This is a genomic window from Promicromonospora sukumoe (assembly GCF_014137995.1).
Taxonomy (GTDB): Bacteria; Actinomycetota; Actinomycetes; order Actinomycetales; family Cellulomonadaceae; genus Promicromonospora; species Promicromonospora sukumoe.
This window is the reverse complement of the sequence record NZ_JACGWV010000001.1, coordinates 882,556-896,728: the sequence shown is the minus strand read 5'-3', so window position 1 is coordinate 896,728 and position 14,173 is coordinate 882,556. Positions and strand designations below refer to the sequence as shown.

General features: G+C 74.8%; 9 protein-coding genes and 1 riboswitch. Of the genes, 6 read left to right on the top strand and 3 right to left on the bottom strand.

Features of this window, described 5'->3' with window-relative positions; translation table 11 throughout:
• The first annotated feature begins 15 nt into the window (after positions 1–15).
• The 4 genes from FHX71_RS04000 to thiD all read left to right on the top strand — a co-directional run bounded on the left by FHX71_RS04000 (position 16) and on the right by thiD (position 4,539).
• Complete coding sequence (locus tag FHX71_RS04000; protein ID WP_246402196.1) at positions 16–1,473, top strand: aspartate aminotransferase family protein; 1,458 nt, start codon at positions 16–18, stop codon at positions 1,471–1,473.
• A gap of 198 nt (positions 1,474–1,671) precedes the next feature.
• Positions 1,672–1,769, top strand: a riboswitch (TPP riboswitch).
• A complete protein-coding gene (gene thiM, locus FHX71_RS03995) occupies positions 1,759–2,637 on the top strand; it encodes a hydroxyethylthiazole kinase (RefSeq protein ID WP_182614526.1) in 879 nt (292 codons plus the stop codon). Its footprint overlaps the riboswitch before it by 11 nt.
• A complete protein-coding gene (thiE, locus tag FHX71_RS03990) occupies positions 2,634–3,335 on the top strand; it encodes a thiamine phosphate synthase (RefSeq protein ID WP_182614525.1) in 702 nt (233 codons plus the stop codon). Before thiM ends, thiE begins: the two co-directional genes overlap by 4 nt.
• 220 nt (positions 3,336–3,555) lie before the next feature.
• Positions 3,556–4,539 (top strand): bifunctional hydroxymethylpyrimidine kinase/phosphomethylpyrimidine kinase, encoded by a 984-nt coding sequence (gene thiD, locus FHX71_RS03985; RefSeq protein ID WP_182618455.1) that lies wholly within the window; start codon positions 3,556–3,558, stop codon positions 4,537–4,539.
• Between the two features lie 132 nt (positions 4,540–4,671).
• On the opposite strand, the gene dxr is transcribed toward thiD, so the two are convergent.
• Positions 4,672–5,841 carry a 1-deoxy-D-xylulose-5-phosphate reductoisomerase gene (gene dxr / locus FHX71_RS03980; protein ID WP_182614524.1) on the bottom strand — a complete coding sequence of 390 codons (1,170 nt, stop codon included), beginning with the start codon at positions 5,839–5,841 and terminating at the stop codon, positions 4,672–4,674.
• Between the two features lie 37 nt (positions 5,842–5,878).
• On the bottom strand, positions 5,879–7,675 hold the full coding sequence (locus FHX71_RS03975) for a RyR domain-containing protein (protein WP_182614523.1): 1,797 nt from the start codon (positions 7,673–7,675) through the stop codon (positions 5,879–5,881).
• Between the two features lie 151 nt (positions 7,676–7,826).
• On the opposite strand from FHX71_RS03975, the gene FHX71_RS03970 reads away from it, so the two are divergent.
• Entirely contained in the window at positions 7,827–10,871 is a 3,045-nt protein-coding gene (locus FHX71_RS03970) for a TIR domain-containing protein (protein ID WP_182614522.1), read from the top strand.
• 92 nt (positions 10,872–10,963) lie between these two features.
• Here FHX71_RS03970 and FHX71_RS03965 read toward each other — a convergent pair whose 3' ends face one another.
• A complete protein-coding gene (locus FHX71_RS03965) occupies positions 10,964–11,854 on the bottom strand; it encodes a hypothetical protein (RefSeq protein WP_182614521.1) in 891 nt (296 codons plus the stop codon).
• A gap of 126 nt (positions 11,855–11,980) precedes the next feature.
• Here FHX71_RS03965 and FHX71_RS03960 point away from each other — a divergent pair, with 126 nt between their 5' ends.
• On the top strand, positions 11,981–14,140 hold the full coding sequence (locus tag FHX71_RS03960) for a DEAD/DEAH box helicase (protein WP_182614520.1): 2,160 nt from the start codon (positions 11,981–11,983) through the stop codon (positions 14,138–14,140).
• Positions 14,141–14,173 lie beyond the last annotated feature (33 nt).

Here is a 14,173-nt window from a genome sequence, read left to right as displayed (position 1 = left end):
CGACGGGGGATCACGATGACCGGAAGCTCTGTGTCCGTGCCTGGTGGGGCGCCCGGGGGCGCGCCTGGTGAGGCGCCCGGGGCGGTGCCCGGCGGGGCGAACGTCACGCCGCGCGGCACCGCGCGGGACGACGCCGCCCGGCGGCATCTCTGGGGGCACTTCACGCGGCAGTCCGCCTGGGACGCGGGGGTGCCGACGCTGGTCCGCGGCGAGGGCCACCACGTGTGGGACGCCGCCGGACGCCGGTACATCGACGGGCTCTCCGGGCTGTTCGTGGTCCAGGCGGGGCACGGCCGCAGGGTGCTCGCGGAGGCCGCGGCGCGGCAGGCGGGCGAGCTCGCCTACTTCCCGCTATGGTCGTTCGCGCACCCGCCCGCGATCGACCTGGCCGAACGCCTGGCCGACCTCGCGCCGGGCGACTTGAACCGCGTGTTCTTCACGACCGGCGGCTCCGAGGCCGTGGAGACGGCGTTCAAGCTGGCCAAGCAGTACTGGAAGCTGCAGGGCCGGCCGGGCAAGTACAAGGTGATCTCCCGGAACATCGCGTACCACGGCACCACGCACGGAGCGCTGTCCGTGACGGGCGTGCCGGGCTTCAAGGCGCCGTTCGAGCCGCTGGTCCCGGGCGCGTTCAAGGTGCCGAACACCGACATCTACCGGGCGTCCGAGGACCTGCGCGACGACCCGAAGGCGTTCGGCCGGTGGGCGGCCGACCAGATCGAGGTGCTCATCGAGACGGAGGGGCCGGACTCGGTCGCGGCCGTGTTCCTCGAGCCCGTGCAGAACGCCGGCGGCTGCTTCCCACCTCCGCCCGGCTACTTCGAGCGGGTGCGCGAGATCTGCGACCGGCACGACGTGCTGCTGGTCTCCGACGAGGTGATCTGCGCGTTCGGCCGGATCGGGTCGATCTTCGCGTGCGACGACTTCGGCTACGTGCCCGACATGATCACGTGCGCCAAGGGCATGGCGTCGGGCTACTCCCCGATCGGCGCCTGCCTGGTCTCCGACCGGGTGTACGAGCCGTTCGCCCACGGGTCGACGACGTTCGCGCACGGGTACACGTTCGGCGGGCACCCGGTGTCCGCGGCGGTCGCCATGGCGAACCTCGACCTCTTCGAGGAGGAGGACCTGACCGGGCGGGTCAAGGAGAACGCGCCCGCGTTCCGGTCCACCCTGGAGCGGCTGCACGACCTGCCGATCGTGGGCGACGTGCGCGGCGCCGGGTACTTCTACGCGATCGAGCTCGTCCGGGACAAGGTCACCCGGGAGACGTTCTCGGGCGACGACGCCGAGCGGCTGCTGCGCGGGTTCCTCACCCCGGCGCTCTTCGAGGCCGGCCTGTACTGCCGCGCCGACGACCGAGGCGACCCGGTGGTGCAGCTCGCCCCGCCGCTGACGGTCGGGCAGCCGGAGTTCGACGAGATCGAACAGATCCTCCGGGGTGTGCTGAGCGAGGCGTGGACGCGGCTCTGAGCGTGCGGTGGTCGAGCGGTCGGCGATGGTGCGCTTCTACCCAGTCATTGCGCCCGGAACTGGCCTGTTTCCGGGCGTAATCGCTGGGTAGAAGCGCACCATCGTTGCTGTTTCGTGGTGGAGGGCCGCCGGAGCCCAACTAGCACCCCACCCCCCGGAGACGGTTTCGGACGAACGCCGTCCGCGACTAGGGTGGGCCCACTTGGCGCGGGGCGCCGGGCATCCGCCCGGCTGAGATGCACCCGTGGAACCTGATCTAGGTAGTGCTAGCGAAGGGAACGCCTCATGGGCTCCGTCCTGCCCGACGCCGTCGCGTCGGTCGTCACCGCGGTGCACGACACCGCCCCACTGGTGCACTGCGTGACCAACGTCGTGGTCACCAACTTCACCGCGAACGTCCTGCTCGCCGCGGGCGCCGCGCCCGCCATGGTCGCCGACCCCGAGGAGGCGCCCGTCATGGCCGGCGCCGCCGGCGGCCTGCTGATCAACCTCGGCACCGTCGAGGGCGGCCAGGCCGACGGCATGCGGGCCGCCGTCAACGGCGCCACCGCCGCCGGCGTGCCCTGGGTGCTCGACCCCGTCGCCATCGGCGCCCTGCCGCTGCGCACCCGGCTCGCCGCCGAGCTGTTCGCCCGCGGCCCCGCCGTCGTCCGCGGCAACGCGTCCGAGATCCAGGCGCTCGCGGGCGGCTCCGGCGGCCGCGGCGTCGACTCCCTGGACACGCCCGACGGCGTGCGGGACGTCGCGCTCGGCCTGGCCCGGTCCTCCGGCGCCGTGATCGCCGTCAGCGGCGCGTCCGACCTGCTCACCGACGGCGACCGCGTGGTGCGCATCCAGGCGGGCACGCCCCTGATGACGCGCGTCACCGGCGTCGGCTGCTCGCTCGGCGCCCTGGTCGCGGCGTGCGCCGCCGTCACCGAGGACCGTCTGCTCGCCGCGACGGCAGCGACCGCCTGGCTCTGCGTGGCCGCCGACCGGACCACGTCGACGACGCCCGGCAGCTTCGCCGTCGAGCTGGTCGACCGGATGTTCGACGTCGATCCCGAGGCCGTCGGGTTCGGCGCCGGGCTGGTGAACGAGCCGGCTGCCTCCAACGGGTCCGCGTCGGCAGGGGCCGCGTCGACCGCCGAGGCCGGGGCCGAGCCCGCGCGGGCCAAGGCGTGAGCGCCCGGCTCCTCGACCCGACCGTCTACCTCGTCACCGACACCACGCAGTGCGGCGGCCCCGCCGGGGTCGTCACCACCGTGGGCGCGGCGGTCGGCGGCGGAGTGACCGCCGTCCAGCTCCGCGACCCGGGCGCGACGACCCGCGAGCTCGTCGACCTCGGCCGCGCCCTGGTCGCCCTGCTCCGGCCGCGCGGCGTGCCGCTGGTGGTCGACGACCGGGTGGACGTCGCGCTCGCGATCGACGCCGACGGCGCCCACGTGGGCCAGAGCGACCTCGACCCCGTCTCGGCGCGGCGGCTGCTCGGCCCGGACCGGCACCTGGGGCTGAGCGTCAGCACGCCGGAGGAGGCGCAGGACGCGGCCGGCCTGCCCCCGGGCACCGTCGACCTGCTCGGAGTCGGGCCGGTGCGGCCCACCGCGACGAAGTCCGACGCCCGCCCAGCGATCGGCTTCGCGCGGCTCGGCGACGTCACGGCCGCCACGGGCCTGCCCTGCGTGGCGATCGGCGGACTGCGGGCCGACGACGTCGGCGCGCTGCACGAGGCGGGGGCGGCCGGGAGCGCCGTCGTCTCCGCCGTCTGCGGACGGCCCGACCCGGCGGCCGCGGCGCGGGAGCTGGCGCGGGCGTGGGCGGAGGCGCGGGCTGGGCGTGGTTCCGAGGCCCGGTCGCGGGCGGCGACGGGGGCGGCGTCGTGAGCGGGTTCGGACGGGACGGGAGCGCCTCGTGAACGGGTTCGGGCGGGACGGCGGCCGCGTCGTGAGCGGGTCCGGGCGGGATGCGGTGGGGCTCGCGGATGTCGAGCAGACGCCCCGCCTCCGCAGTCCCGACGTCGGCCGTTCCGCCGTCGCGACTCGCGCCGAAGCCGCGCCCCTCGCCGACGTCGCCCCGCGCGTCCGCCCGCCCGGCCACCCCGTGGTGGCGCTGACGATCGCAGGCTCGGACCCGTCCGGCGGGGCCGGCATCCAGGCCGACCTGAAGACCTTCGCGGCGCTCGGCGGCTACGGCTGCGCGGTGCTCACGGGGCTGACGGCGCAGTCCACGACGGGCGTGACGCGGGTGCACCCGGTGCCCGCCGACATGGTGAGCGCGCAGCTCGACACGCTGTTCGCCGACGTCGCCGTGGACACGATCAAGATCGGCATGACGACGGACGCCGCCATCGCGCGGACGGTCGCCGCCGCGCTGCGCGACCTGCGGGCCGCCGGACGTACGCCGTTCGTGGTGCTCGACCCGGTGATGGTCGCGACGTCGGGCGACCGGCTGCTGGCGCCCGACGCCGAGGCGGTGCTCCGCGACGAGCTGCTCCCCCTGGCCGACCTCGTCACGCCGAACCTGCCCGAGGCCGCCGTGCTGCTCGGCGTCGAGCCGGCCCGCGACGGTCGTGAGGCGGCGGACCAGGCCCGGGCCCTGCGGGCGCTCGGGGTCGGGTATGCGCTGGTCAAGGGCGGGCACCTCGACTCGGCGGAGTCGGTCGACCACCTCGCGGGGCCCGGCGTCGGCGGGGTATGCGGCGGCGGGAACGGCGGTACAGGCGCCGGCCGGGACAACGGAGACAGCGGCGGCGGGAATCGCGTGGGCGGGGTCGGCACCACCGGGAACGGCGCCGTCGGGGACGACCTCGGCGAGGTCAGCCCGGGCGGGGACGGCGTCGTCGCGCTGGCCGCACCCCGGGTGCCGACCCGGAACACGCACGGCACGGGCTGCACGCTGAGCTCGGCGTGCGCCGTCCTGCGCCCCGCGCACGACGGCTGGGAGCCCGCAGTCCGGGCCGCCAAGGACTACCTGACCGGGGCGCTACAGGCCGCGGACTCCCTGGTGATCGGCGGCACGGGGACGACGTCGGGCCGGTGGCAGGGCCACGGCCCGGTCGACCACGCCCACGCAACCCGCCGAACCTGACCGCCCCAAACCCAACCAAACCAACTCTGCCAGTCTCCTTTGAGACCTAAGTTTCTTCGCTTTGAGCCGTCCGAAAGCGAAGAAACTTAGGTCTCAAAGGAGAACGGGATCAGCCAGATCCGACCGAACAAGCTACGCCGTCTTCAGGATCTCCGCCGCGCGCGCCCGGGCCCACGCGTCCGCCTCCAGGACGCCCTCGACCGACGACGCGTCGCCCGCCCCGGCCGACGCGTGCGCCTCGACGACGGCGGCCACGGTGTCGACGATGTCGAGGAACCCGATCGTCCCGTCGTGAAACGCGTCGACACACACCTCGTTGGCGGCGTTGTAGACCGCGGGGTGGGTCCCGCCGGCCTCGCCGACCTGGCGGGCCAGGCGGACGGCAGGGAAGGCGTCGTCGTCCAGGGGCAGGAACTCCCAGCTCGCGGCCTGCGTCCAGTCGATGCCGACGTCGACGTCGGGCAGCCGGTCCGGCCAGGACAGGCCGAACGCGATCGGCACCAGCATGCGCGGCGGCCCGGCCTGCGCGATCGTGGAGCCGTCGACGAACTCGACCATGGAGTGGATCATCTGCTGCGGGTGCACCACCACGTCGATGGCGCTGAACGGCAGGTCGAACAGCAGGTGCGCCTCGATGACCTCCAGGCCCTTGTTGACCAGGGTCGCCGAGTTGGTGGTGACCACGCGGCCCATCGCGAAGTTGGGGTGCCGCAGGGCCTGGGCGGGCGTGACGTCGCGCAGCTCGTCCCGTGAGCGCCCGCGGAACGGCCCGCCGCTGGCGGTCACCACGAGCTTGCGCACCTCGGACGACGCGCCCGAGCGCAGCGACTGCGCGATGGCCGAGTGCTCGGAGTCCACGGGCACGATCTGGCCCTCGTGCCGGACGGCGGCCTTGACCAGGGCGCCGCCCACGACGAGCGACTCCTTGTTCGCGAGCGCCAGCGTCGAGCCGGCGTCGAGCGCGGCGAGGGTGGGGCGCAGGCCGACGGAGCCGGTGATGCCGTTGAGCACCACGTTGCTCCCCCGGCCGGCCAGGTCGGTGGCGGCGTCGGGCCCGGCGAGCACCTCGACGCCGTCGGCGCCGGCCTCGCTGAGCAGGGCGGTCAGGGCGGGGCGCGCGGCGGCGTCGGCGACCGCGACGGCGCGGACGCCGAGCGTGGCGGCCTGCCGGGCGAGGAGCGGGAGGTCGGAGCCGCCCGCGGACAGGGCGTCCACGCGGAACCGGTCGGGGTTGCGCCCGATGACGTCGACGGCCTGCGTGCCGATGGAACCGGTGGAGCCGAGAAGGGTGACGCTTCGCATGGGCCCATCCTGTCAGCCCGGCAGGCCCGGACCGACGTCAGCCCTCGCCCGGCTGCTCCGCACGGCCGCGGCCGAACATCCGCCAGCCGCGGACCACGCCGCGCGGGTCGGGCGCGGGCTGGTCGGCGGCCTCCCAGCCGGCGTCGTCGTCGAGCGGGACGACGTGCAGGCCGAAGTCGGCCAGGATCACGGGGATGGCGCGGATGACGGCGCGGTCCTTCTCCCGGTCGGGCTCCGAGAGGTCGGCCCAGGGGCGAAGGTCGGGGTGCAGGCGGCGGGCGTCGTCGCGCTCGGGCCCGTAGGACCAGCCCGCGGCGACCTTCTCGGCCATCCAGCGGTCGTGCTCGTCGACGGCGCGCGCGTCGACCACCGGTTCGGGGATGCGGCCGTGCTCGGCCCCGCGCGCGGGGACGACGGTGCAGCCCATCTGCCGCAGCCGGTCCGGGATGGCCCGGACCTGCGCGCGGTTGGCGGCCCGCAGGTCGTCGGACAGCTCGGCCCACGAGACCATCGCGGGCGTGCTCTGCCAGGCGACGCCCCGTTCGCGCTGGTTGCGCAGGTAGGTCAGGTGGGCGGAGACGGCCATCAGGTCGTAGACGTCGTCGTGCACCAGCGCGCCGGGGGCGGTCGCGCGGCGCAGCAGAGTGCCGGGCTCGACGACGTCGAGGCGTCCGTCGAGGTCGTCGAGGATGGCGCCCTCGCGGGCGCCGAAGAGCCCGCCGAGGCCCGCGAGGCGGTTGAGGCGCAGCACGACGGCGCCCTCGCTGGCCCGCCAGAGGTCGCTGTCCCGCAGCGCCTCGCGCAGGGCGTCGCCGTCGTCGTCGTGGCAGACGTAGACCCGCTGGGGGCTGCCGACCTCCCTGACCTGGGCGAACGTGTCGACGGGGACGAGCCGGCACGCCGCGCGGACGCTGGGCCAGCGGGCGCGCAGCGACTCGGCGGCCTCCCACGCGCCGGGGCCGACCAGGGTCACGGTCAGCGGCTCGCCGCCGGACGCGATCTCTACGCTGCGCAGCCGCGCGAACGCCACGACCAGCGCCCGGCCGAACGTCCCGTGCCCGACGACGGAGATGTGCGGCGCGGTGCCGCGCGCGGCGACCCGGTCGCGCCGCACCAGGGACCGGGCGACGAGCTCGCCCAGCGTGAAGAAGTCGACCCCCGACTGCGGGTGGCTCAGGTGCCGGGCCTGGAGGGCGAGGGCGAGCTCCGGGTCGCTGACGTGGGCGTTCAGGCGCAGGCCGGGCAGGTCGGCGACCCGGTCCGTGCGGTTGGCCACGGCCACGGTGAGCACGTTGACGCCGGGTTCGTCGTCCTCGGCCTCGCAGGCGTAGAGGACGGCGGCGCCCGCGACCCCGGCGTTGCGCAGCGAGGCGGCGTCACCGGTCGCGGTGCGGGCGACGACGCCGCCCCGGCCCGCGAGCGCCTCGGCGATGAGGTCGGCCGCGGGGGTGCGGCCGACGACGACGGCGTGCCCGCGCATCCGGCGGGTGCGCATGAGCACGAACTGGTCGGCGAACAGGGAGCGCACGGCCTCGAAGACGGCGTAGCCGGTGGCGACGGGGGCGAGGAAGCGCGCCGTCTGGAGCTGCCAGGGCAGGTCGCCGCCCTGGTTGGTGGCCTCGGCGCCGAGCACGAAGAGCTGTACGGAGTAGTAGACGAGGTCCCACCCGCTGGTGCCCCACTCGAACTCGGGCGAGGTGCGGTAGATCGAGAAGCCCCACAGCCCCAGGCCGAACGCCGCGCCGAACAGGGCCGTGAAGCCGGCTCGCACCCAGGAGCGGCGGACGCGCAGCCGGCGGGGTCCGTCGTGCGGTACGACCAGCTCTGGTGCCATCTTGTGCCTTCCTCGAAGGATCGGACGCCGCGTCTAACCGTGCATTTCACCACGAAGGTGACTAGCGTCATGACCTGCGGCGACAGTACACACCCGGGATATGTTTCTCCCGGTCCGCACACATTCGCCGACGAAAGGCCGCGGGAGCAGGATGACCGACCGCACTGTCCGCTCCCTGCTCCCGACGAACCGTGCGTCCGCGCCGCCGCGTACCGACGGGTACGACGCGTTCCTGTCCTACAGCCGCGACTCGGACGGCGAGTTCGCGCCCGCGTTCCACGCGCAGCTCCTCGACTTCGACAAGCGCGAGGACGTCCCGGACCTGAACGTCTTCCTGGACCGGACCGGCCTGGCGAACAACCCGAGCCTCTGGGACGCCATCGAGCGCAAGCTCGAACGGTCCGACTACCTGATCCTGTTCGCCTCCGAGGGCGCCGCGAGCTCGAAGTACGTGGCCAAGGAGGTCGCCTGGTGGCTCGACCACCGCGGGACCGAGACCCTGCTCGTGGCGCTGACCAGCGGCAAGATCGTCTGGGACCAGACCTCGAACGAGATCGACGCGATCAGCACCACCGCGCTGCCGGCCCCGCTGGTCGAGCGGATCGACCACGAGCCCAAGTGGACCGACCTGACGCCGCTGCGCCAGCGCCGGTTCTGGCGGCACCACCCGTACCGGCCGGGCGTGCTCGCCGAGCTGGTCGCCCCGCTGCGCGGCCCGGACATCAGCACCGAGGAGATCCTCAGCGCCCACATCGCCCGGCAGAGCTCGGCGGGGCTGCGCAACCGCCTGGTGAACATGGCGCTGGGCGTCATGCTGGCGCTGTCGATCGGCGCGTTCGCGTTCGCGGAGCGCGAGGCGGACCGGGCCAACGAGGCCGTGAACGCGAACGCCGCGCACCTCCTGGGCGCGACGTCGCACGTGGTGCAGCAGGACGATCCGGCCACGGCGCAGCTCCTGGCGGTCGAGGCCGTCGAGCGGCTGCGGGACGGGCAGACCCGGACCGCGCTGTTCAACGCGGTGACGGCCAACGAGCCCGCGGACCCGTACCTGCTGCGCACCGTCGACGTCCCCGAGGAGACGGGGCTGGCCGACGTCGCGCCGACCGCCACCGGCGTCGTCGGCCGCACGGAGACCGGCGACCTGGTGCGCTGGAACCCCGACGACGGCGCCCCGACCGTGCTGCGCGGCGACCGCACCCCGTTCGGCTCGGTGGGCGGGCCCGGGAGCGGGGCGGGGCGCACGGGTCCCGTGGTGTCCGGCAGCGCCGACGGCGCGGTGGTCGCCGCCGTGGACGACCTCGGCGTGACCGTGGGCCGGTTCGGGCCGCTGCCCGAGGGCGGCACCAGCCGCCAGACGCACCTCGACCTGCCGGGCACGACGGCGGTCGCGGTCACGCCCGACGGCGACACCCTGCTCATCGCCTGGCGGGACCCCGAGAGCGGGCGGAACCGGATCGGCAGCATCAACCTCGCCGGCCGCGACCTGGCCGTCCTGGAGTCCGACGACGGCGCGCAGCGCGCCCCGGAGCAGCGGCTGGCGTTCCGCAGCAAGGCGGAGACCGACCTGGAGGTCACGTCGCTCGCCGTCGGCTCCAGCCGCACCGTCGCGGTGGCCGACACCGCGGCCGGGACCCTGGAGATCCGCAGCCTCGACTCGCTGGAGCCGACCGGGACCGGCCCCGTGGACCTGCCCGAGGGCGCGATACCGTCGCCGTCCCTGCGCGACTGGGCGACGCTGGCCTCCGACGGCGACACCACCACGGTGACGCTGCACCACTGGGCCGACGGCTCGGTGCGCACGGCGGAATGCCCGGTCCCGCGCGCCTGGGCGGAACCCGAGGTGGTGGCGGTCGACGACGCGACCACCCGGGCCCTGGTCGCCACCGACAACGGGCTGGTCGCGTGCGAGATCGGCGCGGACACCGACGTGCACCGCACCTGGCACCTGTCCGGCATCCGGCGGCCGGGGTCGCCCGTGCTGGTCGGGGTCGACCGGGTCGCGGCGGCGTCGGACGGGCGCATCGCGCTGTGGAGCACCGCCGACACGCACGGGGACGTGCCGCTGCCGGGCGCGGCGGGGGCGGCGGCGACCGGCCGAGGCGCGGGCTCGGGCTCGGGCGCCGGTTCGCCCGGCGGGCCGACGGCGGTCCTGGCGACGTTCCGCGCCGAGCCCACGCTGCCGGCCGGAACGGCCGTGTCGTGGTCCGACGGGACCGTCATGATCCACGGCCTCGGCACGGTGGAGCTGCCCGCGGGCAGCCCGGACGCCGGGCGGCCGCTGCTGCCGGTCTGGCTCGACGCCGACCGGCTGCTGCTCGTCACGCCCGACGGCGACGCCTACCGGACCCAGGGCGGCACGGCCGCGGGTTACGAGGCCGGGTTCCGCGACCTCGTCGCGCGCGGCCTGGACCAGGGCGATCCGGGCTGCGCGACGATCGTGAGCGCCCAGCGCACCCGGGACGACGTCCTGCTCGTGGACGCCTGCTCCGGCCTGCACGTGCTCGACGCCGGGCTCCAGGAGCAGGCGCTGTACGTGCCCGGGCCGCTCGGCACCACGCCGCGGCTCGCGCCGGAGTGGGCGGAACCGGGCCGGGTGGCGGTGGCCGATGACGGGAGCGAGGTCGCCGTCGCGCCCCGGGACTTCTCCCTGCGGGTCGCCGACCTGGACGCCGCCGCCCGCGGCGAGACGGACGTGTGGACGGTACGCGGCAGCAGCGTCGACCAGGTGCGGTTGATCGGCGCCCGCAGCAGCGCCGAGGAGACGGCGCAGCCCGAGCGGCTCGTCACGCTGGGCCTGGACTCGAAGGTGCGGCTGCGCGCCGTGACCGGACCGGGCGACCCCGAGGGCCTCGACCTGACCGGCACCTACGGCGACGTCATGGCGGTGCTGCCCGGGCCGGACCTCGTGGCGCGGAACCAGGGCGAGGCTCTGGCGTTCTTCGACATCGAGACCGGCCAGAAGGTCGGCGCGCTCGCGACCCGGCTCTACGCGCCCGACGGCCGGGTCCGGGCGAACGACGTGTATGCCGGAGACGGGCAGCTCCTGGTGGTCCAGGACCACGGCGTCACGACGGGCTGGACCTTCTCGGACGACCAGATGATCGCCCGGGCGTGCGCCATGGCGGGCCGCACCCCGACCGCGCAGGACATGCCGGACGGCGTCACCCTCTCGGACACCCCGGCCTGCACGGACTGACACTTCCCGCCCAGCCGAACTCGTTGAGTGCTGGATATTCGCCCTTCTCGCGCACGAGAAAGGGCGAATATCCAGCACTCAACGAGGCTGGGTCAGGACTCCAGGCGCTTGGCCTCGGTCTCGGCCTCGTCGGCCTCCTCGTCGCGGCCCTCCTTGCGCAGCACGCTGGTCAGCGAGCGCATCGAGGTCGCGGCGTCGGACTTGGCCAGGTCGGACGACGTGCCCCGCAGCTTCGACCACAGGCCCATCGCCTCCTCGGCGACCTCGAGCACCTGCGAGCGCTCCTTGCCGCCGAGCGTCGACGTCGTGAACGTCTCCAGCGCGTGCTCCAGGGCGTTGCGCTGCTTGCTCGGGTCGTCGTCGTCCAGGCTCTTGAAGAGCCCCACGGCCTCGCCGACGAGCGCCGACGTGGACTTGTCCTGGTCCTTCGCCGCCGCCTGGCTGCCGAACGACAGCAGCGCCACGGCGAGCCGCGACACCGTGCTGCCGGTCTCGCCGGGCAGCTTCTCCGCGCCGGAGGCCACCAGCTCGTGCAGCCGGGCGGCGGTGCGCGTCTCGATGTTCTCCACGCGCTCCGGGGCCTCGTCGGCCTCCGGCGCGGCGGCGGGCGCCGGCGTCTCGCTCGCGACCGGCGCGGCGGGTGCGTCGCCCGTCGACGGCGCGGCGGCGGGTGCTGGCGTGACCGGGGCCGACGTCGGCGCGGCGGCCGCCGGGGTCGCCTCCGGCGCGGCGGCCACGGCCGGGTTCTCGGCCGGCGCGACGACCGGCTCCGGCGCTACGGCGGGCGTCGATGCGGCGACCGGTGCCGGCGCTACGACCGGCGTCGTCTCGACGGCCGGCGCCGGCGTCGAGGCGACCGGGTCCGGGCTCGTCGCGACCTCGGTGACCTCCGGCGCCGCCTGCGGCGTCGTCCCCTGTGCCGGCTCCCCTGCAGAGGTGGCCTGCGCCGCCTGTGCCTGCTCCGGCAGTGCGTCCGTGCTCACTGTTCCTCCTGTTTTTGGTGCAACGAAAGTACCAGAATGGAACTTCAGTCCGGTATGTAAGAAACGTCGGTCCACGACGCGCGTCGAGGCCCTCCGGACGGCCCGCACGCAGTACCGTCGTCGGCCATGAAGACCTGGTCCCGCGGCGAGGCCCGCGACCTGCTCCAGCACGCCGGAACCCGGCACGACCTGGGCTCACGTACCCTCACCCAGCGCCGCGGCGCCCCCGCACGCGTCCGCGCGGCCTACCGGGCGGCGCGCGACGCGCGCGTGCTGGACGAGCTGTCCGAGGTACCCCTCGACCGGGTCCGCGAGGTGGGCACCGGCCGCCTGCGGCTCGGCCCGCTGGAGCAGGCGGGATACCGCACCGTCGGCCAGGTGCGGGCGGCCGCCCCGGAGGAGCTCACGGCCATCGCGGGCGTCGGCGCCCGCACCGCGGAGGCGCTGCGCGAGGCGGCGCAGCAGATCTTCAGCGCCGTGGACGCCGGGCTCGCCTTCCGGCTGGACCACTCCCCCGCCGACCCGCTCGCCACGCGGCTGGTCCGCGCGCTGCACGACCACCTGCACGTCAAGCGCTTCTTCGAGACCTGGAACGACCGGCTCGACGTCGACGTCCGCGAGCTCGCGCGCCTGGCCGAGACCGGCGCGGTGCGCGCCACGTTCGTGCGACGGTTCTTCGCCGGCCGCTCGCGCACCGAGCGCGCCGACACCGCGCTGACCGACCTGAGGACGCTGTCCGACGACCTCGACGCCGTCGGGATCACGGACGACCTGCGGCGGCTCGACGAGGTGCTGACCGGCGCGTCCGACGCCGACGTCTGGAGCGACTACGAGGCGCGGGCCGCCGCCTACATCACCGCGCTGGGCGACCTGGTCGACCTCGGCATCGACGTCGCGGCCGCCGAGGGCTTCCTGCCCGAGGACGTCGTCGGCGAGGTCGCCGCACAGGACCTGGATACCTCCCTGCTGAAGGTCTCGCTGCGCAGCTACCAGGCGTTCGGCGCCCGCTACGCGCTCGCGCAGCGGCGCACGATCCTCGGCGACGAGATGGGCCTGGGCAAGACCGTCCAGGCCATCGCGGTGATGGCCCACCTCGCCGCCAAGGGCGGCACGCACTTCCTCGTGGTGTGCCCCGCGAGCGTCGCGGCCAACTGGGCCCGCGAGGTCGCCGCGCACTCCGAGCTCACGGTCCGCGTGCTGCACGGCGACGACCGCGAGAGCGGCATCCGGGACTGGGTGGCCGACGGCGGCGTCGGCGTCGCCACGTTCCCCCAGCTCGGGCACCTGCGGGCCGGCGACATGCCGCGCCCCGGCCTGCTGGTCGTGGACGAGGCGCACTACGTGAAGAACCCGGAGGCGCAGCGCTCCGAGCGGACGGCAGACTGGGCCCGCTCCGCCGAGCGCGTGCTGTTCATGTCGGGCACGCCGATGGAGAACACCGTGGACGAGTTCCGCAGCCTGGTGGGCTATCTCAAGCCCGACGTCGCCGAGGGCATCGACCCAGCCGCGGGCCTCGCGGGCGCCGCGGCCTTCCGCCAGTCGGTCTCGACCGTCTACCTGCGGCGCAACCAGGAGGACGTGCTCACCGAGCTGCCCGAGCTGGTCCAGGTGGACGACTGGGAGCAGTTCGGCAAGCACGACGGCGCCGCCTACCGCCACGCGGTGCTCAAGCGCTCGTTCGCGGACATGCGCCGGGCCGCGTTCGTCGAGGCCCCCGAGCCGACGGCGAAGCTGGTGCGGCTGCGCGAGATCGTCGACGAGGCGGTGGAGAACAAGCGCAAGGTCGTGGTCTTCTCCTACTTCCGCGACGTGATCGAGCGGGTGCTCGCCGAGCTCGGCGACCTCGCCGTCGGGCCCATCACCGGCTCCGTGCCGTCGGCCCGCCGCCAGGAGCTGGTCGACGAGTTCACGCAGGCGGCCGAGCCCAAGGTGCTGGTGAGCCAGATCGAGGCCGGCGGCGTGGGGCTCAACATCCAGGCCGCCTCCGTGGTGATCCTGTGCGAGCCGCAGGTCAAGCCGACGGTCGAGGCGCAGGCCATCGCCCGCGCGCACCGGATGGGCCAGGTCCGCACCGTGCAGGTGCACCGCCTGCTCATCGAGGACAGCGTGGACGAGCGGCTCCTGGAGATCCTCGGCACCAAGGCCGAGCTGTTCGCGGAGTACGCCGGCCGGGCGAGCGTCGCCGGGACGCCGTCGGCCACCGACGTCACCGACGTCTCCGAGAAGGAGCTGTCGCGGCGGATCGTCGACGAGGAGCGGGAGCGGCTGGGCGAGACCGCGGCCTGACGCTTTCCTCGCGGACGGCTTTCCTCGCGGACC

What these genes read in the sequence shown, in the direction of transcription:
- FHX71_RS04000 (WP_246402196.1), top strand. Translation starts at nt 16, where the DNA reads ATGACCGGAAGCTCTGTGTCCGTGCCTGGTGGGGCGCCCGGGGGCGCG.
- thiM (WP_182614526.1), top strand. Translation starts at nt 1,759, where the DNA reads ATGGGCTCCGTCCTGCCCGACGCCGTCGCGTCGGTCGTCACCGCGGTG.
- dxr (WP_182614524.1), bottom strand. Translation starts at nt 5,841, where the DNA reads ATGCGAAGCGTCACCCTTCTCGGCTCCACCGGTTCCATCGGCACGCAG.
- FHX71_RS03975 (WP_182614523.1), bottom strand. Translation starts at nt 7,675, where the DNA reads ATGGCACCAGAGCTGGTCGTACCGCACGACGGACCCCGCCGGCTGCGC.
- FHX71_RS03970 (WP_182614522.1), top strand. Translation starts at nt 7,827, where the DNA reads ATGACCGACCGCACTGTCCGCTCCCTGCTCCCGACGAACCGTGCGTCC.
- FHX71_RS03960 (WP_182614520.1), top strand. Translation starts at nt 11,981, where the DNA reads ATGAAGACCTGGTCCCGCGGCGAGGCCCGCGACCTGCTCCAGCACGCC.